General features: G+C 73.1%; 18 protein-coding genes and 2 tRNA genes. 9 read left to right on the forward strand and 11 right to left on the reverse strand.

Features of this window, described 5'->3' with window-relative positions; all coding sequences use genetic code 11:
* Nucleotide 1: 1 nt before the first annotated feature.
* Both Q0858_RS06455 and Q0858_RS06460 read right to left on the reverse strand, forming a co-directional pair.
* Nucleotides 2-1,381, reverse strand: coding sequence for a HAMP domain-containing sensor histidine kinase (locus tag Q0858_RS06455; protein ID WP_299052035.1), 1,380 nt, complete (start codon nucleotides 1,379-1,381; stop codon nucleotides 2-4).
* On the reverse strand, nucleotides 1,378-2,058 hold the full coding sequence (locus tag Q0858_RS06460; protein ID WP_299052036.1) for a response regulator transcription factor: 681 nt from the start codon (nucleotides 2,056-2,058) through the stop codon (nucleotides 1,378-1,380). The genes Q0858_RS06455 and Q0858_RS06460 overlap by 4 nt, the downstream gene beginning before the upstream one ends.
* A 101-nt stretch (nucleotides 2,059-2,159) precedes the next feature.
* Here Q0858_RS06460 and Q0858_RS06465 point away from each other — a divergent pair, with 101 nt between their 5' ends.
* Nucleotides 2,160-2,441 (forward strand): hypothetical protein, encoded by a 282-nt coding sequence (locus Q0858_RS06465; protein ID WP_299052037.1) that lies wholly within the window; start codon nucleotides 2,160-2,162, stop codon nucleotides 2,439-2,441.
* 61 nt (nucleotides 2,442-2,502) lie between these two features.
* A complete protein-coding gene (locus tag Q0858_RS06470) occupies nucleotides 2,503-3,078 on the forward strand; it encodes a hypothetical protein (protein ID WP_299052038.1) in 576 nt (191 codons plus the stop codon).
* Between the two features lie 75 nt (nucleotides 3,079-3,153).
* On the opposite strand, the gene Q0858_RS06475 is transcribed toward Q0858_RS06470, so the two are convergent.
* A complete protein-coding gene (locus tag Q0858_RS06475) occupies nucleotides 3,154-4,095 on the reverse strand; it encodes a hypothetical protein (RefSeq protein ID WP_299052039.1) in 942 nt (313 codons plus the stop codon).
* Nucleotides 4,096-4,262: 167 nt separating this feature from the next.
* Between Q0858_RS06475 and Q0858_RS06480 the strand changes: the two genes are divergently transcribed.
* Together Q0858_RS06480 and Q0858_RS06485 are read left to right on the forward strand one after the other, a co-directional pair.
* Nucleotides 4,263-4,901 (forward strand): TadE family protein, encoded by a 639-nt coding sequence (locus Q0858_RS06480; RefSeq protein ID WP_299052040.1) that lies wholly within the window; start codon nucleotides 4,263-4,265, stop codon nucleotides 4,899-4,901.
* The gene (locus tag Q0858_RS06485) at nucleotides 4,901-6,820 is read left to right on the forward strand and encodes a Tad domain-containing protein (RefSeq protein ID WP_299052959.1); all 1,920 of its coding nucleotides are present in this window, start codon (nucleotides 4,901-4,903) and stop codon (nucleotides 6,818-6,820) included. Before Q0858_RS06480 ends, Q0858_RS06485 begins: the two co-directional genes overlap by 1 nt.
* A 91-nt stretch (nucleotides 6,821-6,911) precedes the next feature.
* On the opposite strand, the gene Q0858_RS06490 is transcribed toward Q0858_RS06485, so the two are convergent.
* From Q0858_RS06490 to Q0858_RS06505, 4 genes are all read right to left on the reverse strand, one after another.
* Complete coding sequence (locus Q0858_RS06490) at nucleotides 6,912-7,631, reverse strand: hypothetical protein (protein ID WP_299052041.1); 720 nt, start codon at nucleotides 7,629-7,631, stop codon at nucleotides 6,912-6,914.
* Nucleotides 7,632-7,800: 169 nt separating this feature from the next.
* Nucleotides 7,801-8,283 (reverse strand): PGPGW domain-containing protein, encoded by a 483-nt coding sequence (locus Q0858_RS06495; protein WP_299052042.1) that lies wholly within the window; start codon nucleotides 8,281-8,283, stop codon nucleotides 7,801-7,803.
* A gap of 73 nt (nucleotides 8,284-8,356) precedes the next feature.
* A complete protein-coding gene (gndA, locus tag Q0858_RS06500) occupies nucleotides 8,357-9,823 on the reverse strand; it encodes an NADP-dependent phosphogluconate dehydrogenase (RefSeq protein WP_299052043.1) in 1,467 nt (488 codons plus the stop codon).
* Between the two features lie 80 nt (nucleotides 9,824-9,903).
* On the reverse strand, nucleotides 9,904-10,668 hold the full coding sequence (locus tag Q0858_RS06505; RefSeq protein ID WP_299052044.1) for a DsbA family protein: 765 nt from the start codon (nucleotides 10,666-10,668) through the stop codon (nucleotides 9,904-9,906).
* Between the two features lie 76 nt (nucleotides 10,669-10,744).
* Between Q0858_RS06505 and orn the strand changes: the two genes are divergently transcribed.
* The 4 genes from orn to Q0858_RS06525 all read left to right on the forward strand — a co-directional run bounded on the left by orn (nucleotide 10,745) and on the right by Q0858_RS06525 (nucleotide 13,619).
* The gene (gene orn, locus Q0858_RS06510) at nucleotides 10,745-11,413 is read left to right on the forward strand and encodes an oligoribonuclease (RefSeq protein ID WP_299052045.1); all 669 of its coding nucleotides are present in this window, start codon (nucleotides 10,745-10,747) and stop codon (nucleotides 11,411-11,413) included.
* A 51-nt stretch (nucleotides 11,414-11,464) separates the two neighbouring features.
* Nucleotides 11,465-11,540 (forward strand) — tRNA-His (locus Q0858_RS06515).
* A 64-nt stretch (nucleotides 11,541-11,604) separates the two neighbouring features.
* Nucleotides 11,605-13,197 (forward strand): NAD(P)/FAD-dependent oxidoreductase, encoded by a 1,593-nt coding sequence (locus Q0858_RS06520; protein WP_299052046.1) that lies wholly within the window; start codon nucleotides 11,605-11,607, stop codon nucleotides 13,195-13,197.
* A 134-nt stretch (nucleotides 13,198-13,331) separates the two neighbouring features.
* Entirely contained in the window at nucleotides 13,332-13,619 is a 288-nt protein-coding gene (locus tag Q0858_RS06525) for a hypothetical protein (protein ID WP_299052047.1), read from the forward strand.
* Nucleotides 13,620-14,147: 528 nt separating this feature from the next.
* On the opposite strand, the gene Q0858_RS06530 is transcribed toward Q0858_RS06525, so the two are convergent.
* The 4 genes from Q0858_RS06530 to Q0858_RS06545 form a co-directional block, all read right to left on the reverse strand.
* Nucleotides 14,148-14,220 (reverse strand) — tRNA-Lys (locus tag Q0858_RS06530).
* A gap of 69 nt (nucleotides 14,221-14,289) precedes the next feature.
* The gene (locus tag Q0858_RS06535) at nucleotides 14,290-16,125 is read right to left on the reverse strand and encodes a glycoside hydrolase family 15 protein (protein ID WP_299052048.1); all 1,836 of its coding nucleotides are present in this window, start codon (nucleotides 16,123-16,125) and stop codon (nucleotides 14,290-14,292) included.
* Nucleotides 16,122-17,561, reverse strand: coding sequence for a glucose-6-phosphate dehydrogenase (zwf, locus tag Q0858_RS06540; protein ID WP_299052049.1), 1,440 nt, complete (start codon nucleotides 17,559-17,561; stop codon nucleotides 16,122-16,124). The genes Q0858_RS06535 and zwf overlap by 4 nt, the downstream gene beginning before the upstream one ends.
* A 24-nt stretch (nucleotides 17,562-17,585) precedes the next feature.
* The gene (locus Q0858_RS06545; protein ID WP_299052050.1) at nucleotides 17,586-18,362 is read right to left on the reverse strand and encodes a DUF427 domain-containing protein; all 777 of its coding nucleotides are present in this window, start codon (nucleotides 18,360-18,362) and stop codon (nucleotides 17,586-17,588) included.
* A gap of 324 nt (nucleotides 18,363-18,686) precedes the next feature.
* On the opposite strand from Q0858_RS06545, the gene Q0858_RS06550 reads away from it, so the two are divergent.
* Entirely contained in the window at nucleotides 18,687-18,998 is a 312-nt protein-coding gene (locus Q0858_RS06550; protein ID WP_299052051.1) for a GIY-YIG nuclease family protein, read from the forward strand.
* Nucleotides 18,999-19,120 lie beyond the last annotated feature (122 nt).

Genomic DNA, 19,120 nt, shown 5'->3' on the forward strand with positions numbered 1-19,120 from the left:
GTCAGGCGGAGGGCAGGACGAGGGCGAAGCGCGCCCCGGGTCCCGCGGGGACGTCGTGGCAGGTGACGTCGCCGCCGTGGGCGCGGGCGATGCCGCGGGCGATGGGCAGCCCGAGGCCGGCGCCGCCGCTCCGGCGGGCCCCGTCGAGGCGGACCATGCGGTCGAAGACGCGGTCCCGGTCCGCGGGAGGGACCCCGGGGCCGTCGTCGTCCACCTCGAACCCGGCTCGTCCACCGCCGGAGCGGACCGTGACGACGACGGCGTCGCGGGCGACGCCCAGGGCGTTGTCGACGAGGTTGCCGAGCGCGCGGGCCAGCCGGTCGCGGTCGCCGGGCACCGTCACCGCGTCACCGTCAGCGCGCAGGTCGATCCCCGGGTGGGACAGCTCCCGGGCGGCCACGACGTCGCGGGCCAGGGCCAGCAGGTCGACCGGCTCGCGCCGCAGCTGCAGGCCGGCGTCGATGGTGGTGATGAGGAGCATGTCGTCGACGAGCCGGCCGGCCCGTCGCGACTCGCGGATCAGGGTGGTCAGCACCCGCTCCCGCTCGTCGCGGGGCGGGTCGTCGCGGAGCACGTGCTCGGCGGCGGCCTGCACGCCGGTGATCGGGGTCCGCAGGTCGTGCGCGGCGTCGGAGAGGAAGGTCCGCAGCCGCTGCTCGGAGGCACGGGCCCGCTGCTCGGCCCCCACCACCTCGTCGAGCATCTCGTCGAACGCCGTCGCCGTGCGGCCCAGCTCCGAGGTCGGCACCGTCGGGTCGAGGCGTCGGCCCCGGTCGCCGCGGGTGATGGAGCGGGCGACCTCGGTGATGCGGTCCAGCGGCGCGAGGGCCCGGGCGACGACGACGGGCACGGCGAGGCCGGCGAGGAGGAGCACGAGCAGCGCCGTGGCGACCAGGACGAGGCGGACCTGGGTGACGGTGGCGTCCACCGAGGAGGCGTCGGCGGAGAGGACGACCCTCCCCTCGTCGTCCAGGTCGGCCGTGACCTCGAGCAGGTCACCGCGGGTCACCACGTCCTCGGCGGGCGGACCACCCGGACCTCGGGGCCCGTCGAGGCCACCCGGGCCCGGCCCGGCCGGCACCCGGGGGCCGGCGGTGTAGGTCTCCCCGTCGTCGTCGGTCACCCGCACGGAGATGCCGTTGCCCTCCAGGCGACGGGCGAGCTCCTCCCCGTCGTAGTCCTCGGCCAGCACGACGGCGAACCCGGCCCGGTCCGACAGGCGCTCGCGGAGCTGGGACTCCAGGCGTGCCGACAGGGCCTGGTCGGTCGCCACGACCAGCACCACCAGGAGGAGGGCGAGGGCCAGGAGCACGACCGCCACCACCCGTCGGCGCAGCGACGGGGTCCGCAGCCCCGCCCCCGGGGCGGCGCGGGTCCTCACCCGGTGGCCCGCAGGACGTAGCCGAGGCCCCGCTCGGTGTGCAGCAGCCGCGGCCCGTGGGCCTCGATCTTGCGACGCAGCGCGCTGACGTGGACCTGCACGAGGTTGTCGGCGTACTCGTCGTAGCCCCACACCTGGGTCAGGATCTGCGCCGGCGACAGCACCCGGTCGCGGTGCTCGGCGAGGAAGCACAGCAGGCGGAACTCGGTCGCCGTCAGGGGCAGCCGGTGGCCGTCGCGGTCGGCGCGGCCGCCGTCGGGGTCGACCACCAGGTCGCCCACCGTCACGGTGCTCGGCACCGCCCCCAGCCGCCGCAGCACGGCGCGGATGCGCGCCACCAGCTCCTCGGTCGCGAAGGGCTTGGCCACGTAGTCGTCGACGCCGGCGTCGAAGCCCTTCAGGCGGTCGCTGACGGCCTCGCGCGCCGTCAGCATGACGACCCCCGCCGCCGAGCGGGCGTGGACGACCTTGACCAGCGCGGGTCCGTCCCGACCCGGCAGCATCCAGTCGAGGACGACGAGGGCGGGCCGCCACGTGTCCAGCTCGGACTCCAGCCGCTCCCCGTCCGGCAGCGCGCGCACCTCGAAGCCGGCGGACGTGAGCGCGGCCCCCAGGGACTCACGGATCGCGGCGTCGTCCTCGACGAGGAGCAGGCGCGGACCGACGGTGCGAGGCATGGCCCCAGTGTGCCGACGCGCGGCTGAAGAGCACCTGAAGGTCCGCCCTCCGCGGGCCGGTCTTGAGGTCGCCTTCAGGTACGACGACCACCGTCGTGGTCATGGAGCTGCCCGCTGACCTCACCCTCGTCGACCTCGTCGTCGCCGCCGTCGTCGTCCTGTCCTTCGCCGCCGCCCTGCGGCGCGGCGGCGGAGTCCTGGCCGGCGCGGGGGCCGCGATCGGCACCCTCGTCGTCGCCTGGGTGGCCGTCGCCGCAACCGCGACCTGGGGCCCCGGCCCGACCGACCGGGTCGCCCGCGACAGCGCCCTGCTGGAGGTCGCCCCCGTGCCCCTCCGCGCGCAGCGCGAGGCCGACGACCTCGTCGGCAGCACCGCCCGCTGACCTGCCCGTCCCCCCCGATCCCCTCCCATCCCCCAGTCCGTCACCGAACCGAGGAGCACCGATGAGCACGAACGATCGACCCGACGACCACCCGACCGAGCGCCTGCCGCGCGAGGAGGCCGACACGGCCCAGCTCGCCGCCGACCCGGGTGAGACCCCCGCCTCCCGTCGCTCCTGGCGCTCGTGGCGTCCCGCCCGGCCCGGGCGCACCTGGAGGAGCGGCATCGCCGCCGGCATCGGCGTCGGCGCGCTCGCCGGTCTGGCCGTCGGCCTCGGCGGCCCGGCGCTGGCCGACCAGGCCGGCGACGGCGACGCGGACCGCGGTGACAGGTCCTCCGAGTCCGCACCCGCCGAGCCCGGCGCTCCCGGTGAGGACGGCGCCGCGCCCTGCGGTCCCGGTGGTCCCGGTGGCCCCGGCGGCCCGGGCGAGCACGGCCACGGACCCGGTGGACCCGGCGCCGAGGGCGAGGCCCCCCAGCCGCCGGAGGGCGCTCCCGAGCCGCCGGAGGGCGCTCCCGAGGCGCCCGAGGACGCTCCGCAGCCTCCGGAGGACGCACCCCAGACCCCGGAGGACGCACCCCAGGCGCCCGGCACCCCGGACGACTCCGTCTCACCCTCGGGGGCGCGTCAGACCTGATCCGCCGCCGCGGGTTGAACGGAGGCGATCACTGTCCCTCAGCGACAGTGATCGCCTCCGTCGGCGTCGTCCGTGTCAGCGACCACCCCGACGGCGGCAGGCGAGCGTCGTGAGACCGACGGCGACGGCGTCCTCGACCAGTCCCGCGGCCCAGTTCGGCATGGTGTTGGCCGCACGCGACCGCCACCCCGCCCCCGCGAACGAGCCGGCGGCCGCACCGAGCCCGCCGGCGACGGCCGGGACGAGCGTGCGGGCGTCCTCGCGGCGGGCGAGCAGGCGCGCGCCCGCGGCGCCGGCGGCGACCCGGCCGTAGAACGCCCCGTTGTCGAGACGGCTGGGGACGACCGGCGACTTGTCGGCGGCCATCTCCCCCACGACCGCGAGCGTCGCCGCGGTGCCCGCGACCCTGCCGGGACCGCTGGTGAGCACCGGTCCCGCGACGCCCAGCGCCGTCCGGGCGCCGGCGGCGGCACCGAGGGCGAAGGACCGCGTCACGAGTCCGGCCCCCGCCCGGCCCGGCTTCGTCAGGTCGACCACGTGCACCTCGGGGACCGGGTCGGGGTCCTGCGCCCGGACCGCCGCGACGGTGACCGCACCCATGACGAGGTGCGGCACGGCGTCCGCGACCCAGTCGCCCGCCGTCCACTCGCGCGGGTCGGTGGCGCCGACGTACGCCGCCGGGAGGTCGGAGGCCGCCATCGCGACCGCGCCGGTGCCCACGGCGGCGGCCCAGAACGGCAGCCGCACCCCGGCCCGCCTGGCCGCGCTGGTCACCAGCCCGGTCGCCAGGCCCGCCCCGATGCCGCCGACAGCGCCCCACGCCGTCCGGCGGGCGTCGTACGCCGCCCCGGAGCCGTCGATCGACCCTCCGGCCGCCTCGATCAGGCCCTCGACCGTCTGCTCCGGCAGGTCACTGGCCGGACGGCCCCGCAGCGCCATGTCGAGGTAGGTCACCGCGTTCAGGGCCGTGGTCCCGGCCGCGCCGGCCAGCAGTCCCCGTCGTACGACTCCGGTCATCGTCTGCTCCTCCGTTCGTGTCCTCCGGGCGTGGCCCGCGAGGACCCCGTGCCCCGAAGCGGGCGTGATCCCACTCTGCCGTGTCCCCAGATTCCCCATTCACCCCCGGGCGGGGGTGTCGCACACCTACCGTTCTTCCAGGTCAGGGGTCGAGCAGAGGGCGTGCGATGAGGCGTGGGCGCAGGCTCCGCGGCGAGCGGGGTGCGGCGGCGGTCGAGGCCGCCCTCGTCACGCCGGTGCTGCTGCTCATGGTCTTCGGCATCATCGAGATGGCGTTCCTGATGAAGGACAACGTGGCCGTCGCCTCAGCCACCCGGGTGGGGGCACGGATCGCTTCGGCCCAGCCGGCCGCCGAGGTGCAGCCCTGCACCGGCGAGGACGCGGCCACGGTGTGCGTCGCGGGGAGCGTCCCCGGGTTCGTCCAGGCGGCAGCAAGCGCGATGCGTACCAACGGGAGCGCCATCCCCTCGGAGCAGATCGACGAGATCTGGGTGTACGACGCCAACCTCGACGGTCTCCCGGGGACGGCGACCACGATGGACGACGCCACCTGCGCGACCCGTTGCGTCAGGTTCATCTGGTCGACCAGTGCCAACACCTTCCTGTACCGCGGGCCCGGCAGGTGGTCGGAGGTCGCAGCCGATCCCTGTCTCACCGCTGGGAAGCGGGTGGGCGTCCGCCTGATCACCCAGCACCCGTGGGTCGTCGGCTTCGACCTGTGGCCCGGGTTCCCGGACAGTCTCCAGGTCGACGACCACGCCGTGATGTCCTTCGAGCCCCTGGCGATCGAGACGTGTCGCGGGTGATGTGGACCCGTCGGCACCGGCGCGGCGAGGACGGGTACGTCGCGGTGGTCGTCGCGGTCCTCTTCGCGACGGTCATGCTCGCTGTGGCCGCCATCGGCGTCGACGTCGCCCGGTGGTGGGTGGCGGCGGAGAGAGTACAGACCGCGGCGGACTCGGCCGCCCTCGCCGGGGTGGTCTTCCTGCCCGACAACCTGCCGCGGGCCGTGCAGACCGCGAGGACGAGCGCGAAGCTGAACGGGTTCGAGCACGGCGTCAACGCCCAGGTGGACGTCACCTTCGGGGACCGTCGCAGCCAGCTCGCGGTCTCCATCTCGACGAACGTCGCCAACCAGTTCGGCTCGGCCGTCGGCGTGGAGACGGCGACGATCAGTCGACGCGCGACCGCGGACTACACCAGCCCTGCTCCCATGGGCAGCCCGTGCAACGTCTTCGGCAACGAACCCCCCGGCGGCACCGCCAGCGCCGCGGGTCCGTCCTCCAGTGGGCCCCGCGACTCCACGATCCCCGTGGCCTACCGCAGCATCTGCAGCGCGGAACCGAACTTCTGGGCGGCGATCGAGGGTCCGCAGACCGACAAGCAGAACGGGGACCGCTACAGCACGGCATCGTGCACGCTGAGGTCCCGGGACGGTGCGGGGCCCCTGCCCTACGGATGCGCGTCCTCGATCAACGCCGAGGCCACCTACCCCGACGGCTACTTCTACTCGATCAAGGTGCCGCAGTCGGCTGTCGGCACCGCGATCACCCTCCAGCTGTACGACCCCGCCTTCTTCAACACGGGGGCCTCGTGCACCAGCATGCCCAACTCCGACGGCGGCAACTACCTGAACAATCGCAACCCGTACTCGACCGAGTCGTACGACTCCTACTTCCGCTACACGCGCGTCGACCAGGTGCAGAGCTCCTACCGCACCTACTCTCGCCGCTTCTGCACCGGTGACTCCGTCCCCCTGCGCGGGACCTCGGCACCGGAGACCCGGCAGTACGCACCCACCACCTCCTTCGCCGTCCGCGCGGCGAACGACGCGCAGGACCCCACCCAGGGAGCCGCTCTCACCGGCTGCACGGCCCAGTTCGCCGGTCAGCTCAACCCGCCCACCCTCGCCGAGCTGACCAGCACCAGCAGCGGCTACCGCCAACCGGCGGCCCAGCTGTTCCACCAGTGGGTCAAGCTCTGCAGCTTCACGCCCACTCGGGCGGGTGACTACTACCTGCAGGTGCGGACCAATGTGGCCCTCCCCGGCGGTGTGATGCCCCACGAGTACCGGGGCTCGACCGTCAACGTCGGCTACTACCCCTACCGCGCGTTCTCGGCCAGCTCCCAGGCCAACCGACCCACGACGTACCGGTACGACGGCAACAGTGCGGTCCACGCCGCGTCGACCGGCACTCCGTACGGCACCGGCGAGGGCGTGAACGCGTTCGGGATCCGGGCCATCTCGACGGCGACCGACATCTCGGTCTCCGGATGGTCTCGCATGCCGATGCTGCAGAACGTGCCCAACAGCACGGCGACCTTCAACCTGCTCCGGGTGCTGCCGGCCGCAGCGGGGCAGAGCATCTCCTTCGAGTTCTACGACGTGGCAGACGGCGCCGACGACGTCGGCACCGTCCAGGTCCTGCCACCGGTCCGCGCCGGGGAGACCACGGCACCGGCCCCGTACGACGACTGCCAGGAAGCACTGAACGACGAGGCCTTCGCAGACACCGGTGTCGGGTGCAAGGTCTCCGTCAGCAACGCCGACCACAACGGTCAGGTCCAGCGTATGTCGATCCCCATCCCCGACGACTACACCTGCAAGGACAGCGAGCTCACGGGGTGCTGGTTCCAGGTCAGGATCGCGCTCAACGGCAACATCACCGACTTCACCACCTGGGACGCCTCGCTCGAGGGCGACCCCGTCCGTCTCATCGAGTAGCCCGCCCGGCGCGGGCGACCGCCGGGCGCGCGCGCCACCACCGACACGCCAGGGCGTACGGCGTGTCGCGGCGTTCCAGCGTGCTGAGCGGTCAGCCGGCCGAGCGCAGCAGGCCGCCGCTGCGCGGGGGCAGCGGGAAGCCGAGGGCGGCGGGGACGAGCGCGCCGAGCGCCGTGCGGCCGGGGCCGAGGTCACCGGAGACGTCGTCGCCGACCATGCACACGGTCCAGGACACGGCGTCGGGGTCGTAGCCGGTCGCGCCGAGCAGGGTGGTCAGGCCGCAGCGGGACAGGGAGTCGGCCACGGGGGTGCCGTCGCCGGGACGGACCACCACCGAGCCCTCCTCGAGCTCCAGGGTGCGGGGGTCGAAGGGGCGCCAGGCGGTGATCGAGTCCGGCACGCGACCGCGGCGATTCTCGTCCGCGACGATGCTCCACTCCGCCTCGCTGAGGATGCGGACGGACCAGCCCTTGACGTCCATCACCTCGCCGACGTCACGCGCGACCTTGACCAGGCGCTCCTCGACGGTCGCGCCGATCATGCCGTCGAGCTCGAGGAGGGTCCGGTCCACGAGGTCGGCCAGGTGGTCGGCCAGGGCGGCCTCGCGGTCCGCCTTCAGCGCCGCACGCACGAGCGCGGCCGCGGCGTCGACCAGGCCCTGCTCGGCCGCGCCGAGCGCACGGTCGACCGTCAGTCGTACGTCGTGGGGTCCCCCGGTGTCGGCCGTCCCCCCGCTGCCGTCGGGGTCCTCGAGGCGTACCTCGGCCCCCCCGAGCGCAGCGCCGAGCGCCTCCACGGTTCTCTCCACCACGTCCGCGGTCGTCCCGCGGGCATGACTCAGTGCCCTTGCCACTCTGCCCCCCCAGGCCTCAGGCCACCGACCCCCCTGGTGCTGGAGGTGGCCGTCGAGTCCGCCGTCGCCGACGGAAGTTGATGACTTGATCGGCGATCGTATCGGCAACCGGGCGCGGGCGGAACCGTCAGGCGGGAGGCGTCTTCTCGGAGGCGACCTTGGCCTCGGCCTCGTCCTCGGGGTCGTCCGCGTTGCGGAAGTTGACGAACGAGTAGACCAGGATGCCGAGCGCGACCACGCCGGAGAAGATCAGCGTCCCGCCAGCCACGGCACCGCCGGGCAGCCAGGTCCACGCCGGCAGCTGCGACGGCCACCAGGACGGCTCCGGGGGCGACACGACCCAGAGGACGCCGAACCCGATCAGCCAGATCACGCCGAAGGCGGAGGCGATGATGCGCGGCCACGTCTGGACCCCGTCGGCGGCGCTCTTGAAGGCCCACCGCTTGACGGACTCGAGGCGTCGCTCCGCCCACTCGTACTGCTGGGCGAGCACCAGGACGGCGAGCAGGATGATGAGGGCACCCGGGCCCGGCAACGGGATCGCGAGGATCCCGACCACGAGCAGCAGCCAACCCAGGATCTTGAACGTGTACTCCTTCGCTGCCTTCACGAACGAGCCCTGCTCACGGCGGTCATGACTTCACGATGACAGACGGAGCATGACGCCGAGGGCGGAACGAGCCTCACTCCTGCTCCTGCTCCGAGCGGTCCTGGGCCCACAGCGTGTGGAAGGTGCCCTCGCGGTCGACCCGACGGTAGGTGTGCGCGCCGAAGTTGTCGCGCAGCCCCTGGATCAGGGACGCCGGGAGGCGGTCGCGCCGCAGGCCGTCGAAGTAGGACAGCGAGGACCCGAACGCCGGCACCGGTACGCCGGTCCGCGCGGCCGTGGCGACCACGTGGCGCCACGCGTCGACGCCGGAGTGCAGGGCGTCGGCGAAGAACCCGTTCGTCATCAGGGTGGTCAGGTCGGGCTCGTCGGCGAAGGCCTCCTTGATGCGGTCGAGGAAGCGGGCGCGGATGATGCAGCCGCCGCGCCAGATCGTGGCCATGGAGCCGAGGTCGATGTCCCAGTCGAACTGCTCCGCACCCGCGCGGATCATGTCGAAGCCCTGCGCGTAGGCAACGATCTTCGAGGCGTACAGCGCCAGCCGGACCTCCTCGACGAACCGCTCGCGGTCGTCGATCGCGTCGTCGGGGGTCCGCTCGGGGTCCTCGGCGAACATCGAGCGCGCAGCGGCGCGCTGGTCGACGTGACCGGACAGGCTGCGGGCGAAGGTCGCCTCGGCGATGCCGGTGATGGGGACGCCGAGCTCGAGGCCCGTCTGGACGGTCCAGCGTCCGGTGCCCTTCTGCTCGGCCTCGTCGGCGACCACGTCGACGAACGGCTTGCCGGTGTCGGCGTCCGTGTGCGCCAGGACGTCGGCGGTCATCTCGATGAGGAACGACTCCAGGTCGCCCTCGTTCCAGTCCTGGAAGACCCGCGCGATCTCGGCGGGCTCCATGCCGAGGACGTTGCGCAGCAGGTCGTACGACTCCGCGATGAGCTGCATGTCGGCGTACTCGATGCCGTTGTGCACCATCTTCACGAAGTGCCCCGCGCCGTCGGCGCCGACGTGGGTCGCGCAGGGCGTGCCGTCCACCTGGGCGGCGATCTTCTCCACCACCGGGCCCAGCGTCCCGTACGCGTGCTCCGAGCCGCCGACCATGATCGAGGGGCCCTCGAGGGCCCCGACCTCGCCGCCGGAGACGCCCATGCCGACGAAGTGGACGTCCTTCTCGGCCAGCGCCTTCTCCCGGCGCCGGGTGTCCTCGTAGTGGGCGTTGCCGCCGTCGATGACGATGTCGTCGGCGTCCAGCAGCGGCAGCAGGTCGTCGATGACGGCGTCCGTGGCCTGGCCGGCCTTGACCATGATGATGATCGCCCGGGGCCGCTGGATCGACGCGACGAAGTCCTCGAGGCTCTCGGAGGCCACGAAGTCGCCCTCGTCGCCGAACTCGTCGATCAGGGCGGTGGTCTTGGCCCCGGTGCGGTTGTGGACCGCGACCGTGAACCCGTTGCGCGCGATGTTGCGGGCGAGGTTGCGCCCCATGGTGGCCAGGCCGGTGAGGCCGATCGTCGCGCGGGGCTCGGAGGTGGTGGCGTCGCTCATGTCAGCAGCCAACCACGCCGGGGGCTGTGCATTCCCGGATCCGACGACCGCCCGACCCCGAGGTGGGTCCGGAGCGGGGCTCAGCCGATCTGGTCGAGGGTGTTCTGGGCGACCTCGTCCATGGTCTGGCCACCGACGACCTCGCCGTCCACGATGACCGTCGGGGTGCTCGACACCCCGGCGGACTGCGCCTCGGAGGTGGCCTGCTCGACGAAGTCCTGCTGCGCCATGTCCTCGATGCCCGGGCGGACGGCGTCCTCCTCGGCGCCGGCGGCGACGGCCTTCTCGACCAGCCAGTCCGCGTCGGGGAACGAGGTGTCGGACTCCGACGGCTGGTCGGCGTACAGCTCGTCGTGGAAGGCCTTGGCGACCTCGGGCCCCGACTCCTCCAGGACGACGGCGAAGGCGTTGACCGCGCGGGAGGAGTAGTCCTCGAAGCCGTCGAGCAGGACGAACGGGCGGTACTCCACCCGGACGTCGCCGTCCGCCGCGGCCTGCGCGAGCTCGGTGTTGGTCTCCGACTCGAAGGCACCGCAGGCGGGGCAGAGGAAGTCCTCGAAGACGACGATCTCGGTGGGGGCGTCCTCGGGACCGATGGTGAGGCCGTAGTCGCTGGAACCGGCCTGCACCTCGTCGGCGTCGACGCCGGAGTTCGAGACCACCAGCACGGCGCCGACGATCAGGGCGAGGACGACGGCCGCGACCGAGCCGGCCATCACCAGCACGCGGCGCTTCTCGCGGCGTTGCTGCTCCTCACGCACGGCGGCAGCGCGGGCGGCCGAGCCCCCCTTCGTGGAGGCTCCGGAGCCCTTCGGTGTCGTCTTCCCGCTCGGTCGGTTCGCCATGCTGAGAACGGTAGTCACGGATCCTGAGCCCGTCCTGAGGACCCCCGGACCGGGCCGGTGCGTAGGGTGAACGCTCGTGAACGAGCGACTGGTGTGGATCGACTGCGAGATGACCGGCCTCGACCTGGAGGCCGACGCGCTGGTCGAGGTCGCCGCCCTGGTCACCGACTACGACCTCAACGTCCTCGGCGAGGGCGTCGACGTCATCGTCCGACCCCCGGCGGAGGCGCTGGAGCAGATGGGCGAGTACGTCACCGAGATGCACCGCAGCTCCGGCCTGCTGGAGGAGCTGGAGGCCGGGACGACGCTCGCCGACGCCGAGGCGCAGGTGCTCGCCTACGTGCGGGAGCACTGCCCCGAGGGCTCACGCCCGCCACTCGCCGGCAACTCCGTCGGCACCGACCGCGCCTTCATCGCCCGCGACATGCTCGAGCTCGAGAAGGCCCTGCACTACCGGATCGTCGACGTCTCCTCGATCAAGGAGCTCGCCCGCCGCTGGTTCCCCCGCGCCTACTTCCAGGCGCCCGCCAAGCGCGGCAACCACCGGGCGCTGGCCGACATCCGCGAGAGCATCGAGGAGCTGCGCTACTACCGCGAGGCCGTCTTCGTTGACGCCCCCGGACCCGACAGCGCGACCGCCCGCCGGATCGCCGAGCGCCACGCGGGGGCCCTCACCGGGCTGGGTGAGCCCGACGCCCCGGGCGAGGCCCCCGGCGAGGAGGCTGCCGGTTCGGCTCCCTCCTGAGCCGACCGCTATGATCTCTCCCGGTTCGCGGCTGGTCCGCGTGCCGCCATGGTGGGCGTAGCTCAGCTGGTAGAGCGCCGCGTTGTGGTCGCGGATGTCGCGGGTTCAAGTCCCGTCGTTCACCCCACCTGCGTGTGGCCCCGCCCGGTCCGGGCGGGGCCACACGTGTCCCAGGCCCTAGGTTGGCGGCCATGCCCGCACCCCACGACGTCGTCGTCGTCGGCGGAGGCCACAACGGCCTCGTCGCCGCCTGCTACCTGGCCCGCGCCGGACTGTCCGTCCTCGTCCTCGAGCGGCTCGCCGCCACGGGCGGCGCCGCCGTGTCCGCACAGGCGTTCAGCGGACACGCCGCGCGGCTGTCCCGCTACAGCTACCTGGTGAGCGTGCTGCCCGACGCGATGGTCGCCGACCTGGGCCTCGACCTGCGGCTGGAGTCGCGGCGGACGGCGTCGTACACGCCGCTGGTGCGCGACGGTCGTCCGACGGGGCTGCTCGTGGAGCGGCCCGAGGGCGAGGCGACCCGTCGCTCGTTCGCCGAGGTCACCGGCTCGGAGACGGCGTACGACCAGTGGCAGGCGTTCGCCGCCGACTCCGAGGCCCTCGCCGCGGCGGTGGCGCCCACGCTGATGCAGCCGCTCCCCCGCGAGTCCGAGGTCCGCGCCGCCGTGGACGAGCGCGTCTGGCGAGAGCTGGTCACGACCCCGCTCGGCCTCACGGTCCGCGACCGGCTCCACGACGACCTGCTGCGGGGCACGGTCGCCACCGACGGCCTCATCGGCACCTCGGTGTCCCTGGACGACCCCGGGCTCGTCGCGAACCGCTGCTTCCTCTACCACGTGGTCGGCAACGGCACGGGCGAGTGGCGGGTGCCCGTCGGCGGGATGGGCGCGGTGACCGACGCCTTGCGCGCCCGGGCCGAGGAGCTCGGCGCGACGGTCCTCACGGGAGCGGGGGTGTCGCGGATCGACACCGACGCCGGCGACGGCACCGGTGGCGGGAGCGGCGGCGCCGAGGTGACCTGGGACGACGCGTCAGGGCGACACACCGTCACCGCTCGGCACGTGCTCGCGAACGTCGCGCCCTGGGTGCTGCGGATCCTCCGCGGCGGCGAGCAGGACGCCGCCACCAAGCCCGTCGGCGCACAGCTGAAGATCAACCTGCTGCTCGACCGGCTCCCCCGGCTCGCGTCCGGCGTCGACCCGGCCGTCGCCTTCGCCGGCACCCTGCACCTCGACGAGGGGTTCGACGCCCTCGAGGCGGCGTACGCCGACGCGGCCGCGGGCCGGCTGCCCGAGCGCATCCCGGGCGAGGTCTACTGCCACTCGCTGACCGACCCCTCGATCCTGGGTCCGGACGCCCCGGAGGGGCAGCACACGCTGACCTACTTCGGGCTGCACACGCCGTCGACGCTCTTCGAGGGGCCCGACGGGGACGCCGTGCGGGACGAGGCCGCCCGCCGGGCGCTCGCCGGACTGCAGCGCCACCTCGCCGAGCCGCTGGAGGACTGCCTGGCCCGGGACGCCGACGGCCGGCCCTGCGTCGAGGTCCACACCCCGGTCGACCTCGAGCGCGAGCTCGCGCTCCCCGGCGGCCACATCTTCCACGGCGAGCTGGACTGGCCCTGGGCGTCCTCCCGCGCGGCGCTCGACACCCCGGCCCAGCGGTGGGGCGTCCAGACCGACGCCGAGGCCGTCCTGCTCTGCGGGTCCGGGGCGCGGCGCGGCGGCGCGGTCTCGGGCCTCGGGGGCCACGACGCGGCCATGGCGGTGCTGGAGGCCCGCTGAGGCCGCCTGAGGCCCTCCCGCAAGCCGCGCACAAGGTCCGTGCAGGTCACCCTCCAGAACCCGCTGCACCGCCCCGAGCGGTCCTACGGTGGGCGCACGCCGCACAGGGGTGGCGACGACCCGGGGGGACGAGCATGACGACGACCAGCGTGGACACGCGGACCATCGGCCACGGGGCGCACCAGGTGGAGACGCTCACGCCGGTGCGCAGCGGCGAGCTGCGCAAGGTCTCGACGCGCTGCACCTGCGGGTGGCGGACGGTGGGCATCGCCCGGGAGCTGGACGAGGCGGCAGCGGTCGCCCACTCCCGCGCCGAGGACCACGTGGCCGAGTCGCTGGAGACGGCCTCTGACGACGAGGTCGGACCCGCGGTCCGGGACCGGCGGTGGACCCGCCTCGTGAGGAACTGGTACGCCGCGTAGGGCGTGGGGCCCTCGACCGGACGCGCCCTCGGGTCGGTCCGCCGAGTGCTCCGGGGAGATCCACACTCCAGCACGTCGCATGTGGAAGCGGTTCTCCTATGGTCGAACCGTTGTGTGGGCCCAGACCTCGCCCGCGAAGCCCGGCCGACGGGCTGCGCCCAGGTCACGCACCGGGGGAGGGCACAGCCCGTCGGTCGGCCGCACCTCGGCCCGGGGGAGTCACACGGACGGCATGGTGGACGCGCCCGGCAGCTTCCTGACGGGCACGGGGCCACGACCCATCCGTGCCGGGGGGTCGGTGTCGAAGACGTGGTGTGACTCGGCGCTGACCTTCGGCCGCCCGCACTCCGGGGGGAGGCGGGCGGACGGACGTCGACGTCGTGGACCCGCGGGTACGCGGGGTCTGCTCGGCAGCGTCCCCGCTCGGCCTCGGCCGAGTGGGGGGCGACGTGGTCATTCGTCAGGGCCGACGACGTGGAAACGGCCCCCGACCACCATCGCTGTGGTCGAAGGCCGCCTCGGCTTCGGTACGCCACGTAGGACTTGAACCTACAACCCGCTGATTAAGAGTCAGCTGCTCTACCAATTGAGCTAGTGGCGCACGGCTCGTCGAGCCGACGTGAACTCTAACAGCCGCCCCGCCCACGCCCGTAATCGCGTCGCGGTCGCCTCAGCCCAGGGACCGGTCCAGGTTGATCGCGGCACTGATCAGCGACAGGTGGGTGAACGCCTGCGGGAAGTTGCCCAGCTGCTCGCCGGTGAGACCGACCTGCTCGGCGTACAGGCCGAGGTGGTTGGCGTAGGTGAACATCTTCTCCAGCGCGAGCCGCGCCTCCGGCAGCCGACCGACCCGGGTGAGCGCCTCGACGTACCAGAAGGAGCAGAGGGAGAAGGTGCCCTCCTCCCCCGACAGTCCGTCGCTGGCCTGCTCCAGGTCGTAGCGGAAGACGAGGCTGTCGGAGACCAGTCGCTCCTCGATCACCCGGAGGGTCGAGACGAACCGGGGGTCGCTGGGGGCACAGAACTTGACCATCGGCATCAGCAGGACGCCGGCGTCGAGGACGTCCGACCCCTCGTACTGCATGTAGGCGCCGACCTCGGCGTCCCAGCTCTCCGTCTGGATGCGGTCGTAGATCTCGTCGCGGACCTGCGACCAGGCGGGGACGTCGCCGGGCAGGCCGCGCTGGCGCGCGATGCGGATCATCCGCTCGATGGCCACCCAGGCCATCAGCCGCGACGTGGTGTGCGCCTTCGGCTCGTCGCGGATCTCCCACATGCCGGCGTCGACGTCGTCCCAGTGCTCCATCAGCCAGCCCACGATGACGAGCAGGTCCGACCAGGCGTCGTGACTGATGCCGGGGCCGTACTTGTTGAACAGGTAGATCGAGTCGATGAGCTCGCCGTAGATGTCGAGCTGCAGCTGCTCGACCGCCGCGTTGCCGACGCGCACCGGTCGGGAGTCGCGGTAGCCCGAGAGGTGGTCGAGCTCGTGCTCGGCCTCCGGCACCTCGCCGTCGATCGTGTAGAGCACCCGCAGCGGGCCCAGCTCGGCCGTCTCACCGTCCCGGTCGCCGAGGCGCTGCGAGAGCCACTCGACGAAGGCGCCCGCCTCGTCGGTGAAACCCAGCCGCAGCAGTGCGTACAGGCTGAAGGCCGCGTCGCGCATCCACACGTAGCGGTAGTCCCAGTTGCGCTCCCCGCCGATCTCCTCGGGCAGGCTGCACGTCGGGGCGGCGATGATCGCGCCCGTGGGCTCGTGGGTGAGGAGCTTGAGGGTCAGCGCGGAGCGGTCGACCATCTCCCGCCACCGGCCGGTGTACGTCGACTGCGACAGCCAGCCGCGCCAGAACGCCGCGGTGGTGTCGAAGAGGTCCGCCACGTCCTCGTCGTCGGTGCCGCGCATCTCCTCGTCGGGGGCGAGCACCTCGAGCACGAACAGCGCCTGCTCCCCCGTGGCCAGGCTGAGGTCCGCCGTGACGTCCGCGCCGTCGATCGTCAGGTCGACCGAGGCGCTCAGCCCGAGCGCGACCTCGCCGTCGACGATCCTGACGCCGTTGTCGTGCTGCTCGGGGCGCGCCTCGGAGCGTGCGTAGTCCGGCCGGGCGGCCATCGTCATCCGGAGCGTGACGGAACCGCGCACCGCCACCACCCGCCGTACGAGGCGCTGACGGTGGTCGGGGTCGTGCGAGGCCAGCACCGGCATGAAGTCGTGCACCTCGGCGACGCCCTGCTCGGTGAGGAAGCGGGTGACGAGGATGTTGGAGTCGGGGAAGTAGTACTGCTGCGTCGTCGGGGTCCCCTCCGCCGGGGCCAGCCGCCACGACCCGCCCTTCTCGGGGTCGAGGATCGAGCCGAAGACGCTGGGCGAGTCGAAGCGGGGCGCGCAGAACCAGGCGACGGTGCCCTCGGTGTCGACCAGTGCGCAGGACCGCATGTCGCCGATGAGGCCGTGCCCGCTGATGGGCGTCCACGGCTGGTCGTTGCCGACCGTCGTACGAGGGCTCACCGCAGGTGCCAACCGCCGCGCGGGAGGTCGATGGCGGCCTGCGGTCCCCACGAGCCGGGCTCGTAGGACTGCACCGCGGGACGGTTCTCCAGCACCGGCTGGCAGACCTGCCACAGGCGGTCGACCTCGTCGGAGCGCGTGAAGAGGGTCTGGTCGCCTCGCAGGACGTCGAGCAGCAGGCGCTCGTAGGCCTCCAGCGGCTTGTCGTCGGGCATCGCGTCGGCGAAGTCCAGCCGCAGGGTCGCGTCGGCGAGCTCCATGACCGGGCCCGGGCGCTTGGCGCGGATCTCGACGCTCACCTCGGGCTCGTCGGTGAGCTCGAGCACGAGCTCGTTGCAGCCCGCCGCCGGGCCGCCGTTCGCGGAACCGTCGTCGAAGATGTGCGACTCCGGGGTGCGGAACCGCAGGGTGATCGTGCGTCGGGTTTCGGCCAGGGCCTTGCCCGTGCGGAGGTAGAACGGGACGTCGCGCCACCGGTGCGAGTCGATGTACGCCTCGAGCGCGACGAAGGTCTCGACGTCGGAGTCGGCGTCGACGTCCTCCTCGTCGCGGTAGCCGTCGTACTGCCCGAAGACGACGCGCTCGGGGTCGAGCGGGCGCAGCCGGGAGAAGACCGCGGACTTGGCGTCGCGCAGCTTGGTCTCCTCGAAGGCGCCCGGGTCCTCGAGGGCGACGAACCCGAGCAGCTGGCTCAGGTGGGTGGAGATCATGTCGCGCAGGCAGCCGGTCGACTCGTAGAAGCTGCCGCGGCCCTCCATCTGGAGCGTCTCGGGGACGTCGATCTGGACCGACTCGATGCTGTGGGCGTTCCAGGCCGGCTCGAACAGCCCGTTGGCGAACCGGAGGGCGAGGATGTTCTGCACCGCCTCCTTGCCGAGGAAGTGGTCGATGCGGAACACCTGGTCCTCGTCGACGACCTCCTTCAGCGCCTTGTCGAGCTCGCGGGAGGACGCCAGGTCGAGGCCGAAGGGCTTCTCGACGACGAGGCGGGCACGCTCGGTCAGGCCCTCACGACCGAGCATCGCGATCATGCCCTCCATCGCCGCGGGCGGGACCGAGAGGTAGACCAGTCGCTTGGTCTCGCCGTGGCCGTCGTCGGAGAACTTCTCCTCGGCCCTCGTCACGGCGGCGGCGAGGTCGGACCCGTCGTCGGCGTTCGAGGTCTGGAAGCTGACGCGGCCGAGCAGGTCGTCGAGGACGCCGGCGTCCAGGTCGTCCACGGACTCCTCGAGCCCGCCGCGGACCTGGTCGCGGAACTCGTCATCGGTGCCGGGCGAGTGGCGTCCGGAGCCGATGACGACGTACTCCTCGGGCAGCCGGCCGGCCGCGGCGAGCTTGTACAGGCCCGGGAAGAGCTTGCGCTTGGCGAGGTCGCCGGTGGCGCCGAAGAGAAGGAGGACGTGGGGCGGCGGAGTGGTGCTCTCCTGATGAGCCATGCCTTATTGCTACCGCATGGACCCTCAGCCCCCGACGGGGATCTCCACCTCGATCTCACAGGCGGTGTCGTCGAAGCACAGGTGCCCGCGCGCCGGGACCACCTCGGTCAGGGGCTCCTCGTAGGACCAGGCGACGTCGTCGGCCCCCGCGGCGCTCCAGTACGAGGCCTCGCCCTTGTACGGGCACAGCGTGCTCGTCGCCGTGCGCGTCACCTCGGTGAGGACGTCCTCGCGCGGGACGTACCAGCGCATCGGGAAACCGGTCTCGTTGACCGCGACGGCGCGGTCGGTGCGGGCGAGGACCTCGCCGCCGCGCCGTACCGTCACCCGCCGGGTGCTGGGCAGGGCGTCGACGCGGTGGAACGGGTCGCGGGGGTGGCCCATGATCCGCTCGTCCTCGTGCCACCACACGTCGAGCGCCTCGGCGTCGAGGACGACGAGCCCGGCGAGGTCGGGGTCGTCGGGCCGGAGCACAGCGCGCGTGGCCCGGCTCTCACCCCGGACGAGGTCGAGGGACTCCCCCGGTGTCGTGTGGGCGGCGAACGGCACGTCCGGGAGCAGCACGCCGTCCTCGGGTGCGAGCGGCGCCTCCCCGGTCGCGGGCGCCAGCGTCACCCCGCGCAGGTCGGCCTCCGGCACGGCGTACACGCAGAGCAGCCGTCGCGGTTCCCAGAGCAGGTGCGCCCCGGTGGTGTCCAGGACGGTCTCCCCGCCCCACTCCGCCCGCACCCGGACCCCGGTGGGCTGGTGCCGCAGCTCCCCGCGGGCCCGCCCGAGCACGCTGCTGATCGTCGTGGCCATGCCCCGACGCTAGCCCGCACCCCCGACGCCGGTCCGCTCCGAGCGCCACCTCCCCGGAGGTCCAGGTGCTCCACGGCCCGACCACCCCGGAGGTCGAGGTGCTCCGAGCCCTGGCGAGGAGCCACGAGACCCCGCGACCGGACCACGGGCAACTCACCGGGTCTCGTGGCTCGGGCCTAGCGGCCCTCACACCTCGACCACCGCGGTGGCCGGAGGTCGAGGTGCTCCGAGCCCTGGCGAGGAGCCACGAGACCCCGCGACCGGACCACCGAGCCTGTGGAGAACGCGTTGCTGGGTCCACGTCTCCCGATGACGATCCTCGTCATGCCCTACACCTACATCGTCCGCTGCCGCGACGGCTCCTACTACGTCGGAAGCACCTGGGACCTGGACCGACGGATCGCCGACCACAACACAGGCGTCGGTCTCGGAGCGAACTACACGCAGTCGCGGCGGCCGGTCGTCCTCGTCTGGTCGCAGCACTTCGACCGCATCGACGACGCGTTCGCCTTCGAGAAGCGGGTTCAGGGGTGGGGGCGAGCCAAGCGGGAAGCACTCATTCGAGGCGACTGGGCTGCGATCTCGGCGCTCAGCCGTCGCAAGGCCGTGAGGGACCGCTCCACCCCGGGTGGGTAGGAGTCCTCACCGGGCCTCGAGCGCCCCGGAGGTCGAGGCGCTCCGAGCCCTGGCGAGGAGCCACGAGACCCCGCGACCGGACCACAGACCCCTCACCGGGTCTCGTGGCTCGGGCCTAGCGG

Origin of the sequence: uncultured Nocardioides sp., assembly GCF_947489365.1 — a bacterium.
GTDB lineage: Bacteria > Actinomycetota > Actinomycetes > Propionibacteriales > Nocardioidaceae > Nocardioides.

Bases quoted from the DNA above. Each gene is read 5' to 3' on its own strand.
- Q0858_RS06460 (WP_299052036.1), bottom strand. From the start codon at position 2,058: ATGCCTCGCACCGTCGGTCCGCGCCTGCTCCTCGTCGAGGACGACGCC.
- Q0858_RS06465 (WP_299052037.1), top strand. From the start codon at position 2,160: ATGGAGCTGCCCGCTGACCTCACCCTCGTCGACCTCGTCGTCGCCGCC.
- Q0858_RS06470 (WP_299052038.1), top strand. From the start codon at position 2,503: ATGAGCACGAACGATCGACCCGACGACCACCCGACCGAGCGCCTGCCG.
- Q0858_RS06475 (WP_299052039.1), bottom strand. From the start codon at position 4,095: ATGACCGGAGTCGTACGACGGGGACTGCTGGCCGGCGCGGCCGGGACC.
- Q0858_RS06480 (WP_299052040.1), top strand. From the start codon at position 4,263: ATGAGGCGTGGGCGCAGGCTCCGCGGCGAGCGGGGTGCGGCGGCGGTC.
- Q0858_RS06485 (WP_299052959.1), top strand. From the start codon at position 4,901: ATGTGGACCCGTCGGCACCGGCGCGGCGAGGACGGGTACGTCGCGGTG.
- gndA (WP_299052043.1), bottom strand. From the start codon at position 9,823: ATGAGCGACGCCACCACCTCCGAGCCCCGCGCGACGATCGGCCTCACC.
- Q0858_RS06505 (WP_299052044.1), bottom strand. From the start codon at position 10,668: ATGGCGAACCGACCGAGCGGGAAGACGACACCGAAGGGCTCCGGAGCC.
- Q0858_RS06520 (WP_299052046.1), top strand. From the start codon at position 11,605: ATGCCCGCACCCCACGACGTCGTCGTCGTCGGCGGAGGCCACAACGGC.
- Q0858_RS06525 (WP_299052047.1), top strand. From the start codon at position 13,332: ATGACGACGACCAGCGTGGACACGCGGACCATCGGCCACGGGGCGCAC.
- zwf (WP_299052049.1), bottom strand. From the start codon at position 17,561: ATGGCTCATCAGGAGAGCACCACTCCGCCGCCCCACGTCCTCCTTCTC.
- Q0858_RS06545 (WP_299052050.1), bottom strand. From the start codon at position 18,362: ATGGCCACGACGATCAGCAGCGTGCTCGGGCGGGCCCGCGGGGAGCTG.
- Q0858_RS06550 (WP_299052051.1), top strand. From the start codon at position 18,687: ATGCCCTACACCTACATCGTCCGCTGCCGCGACGGCTCCTACTACGTC.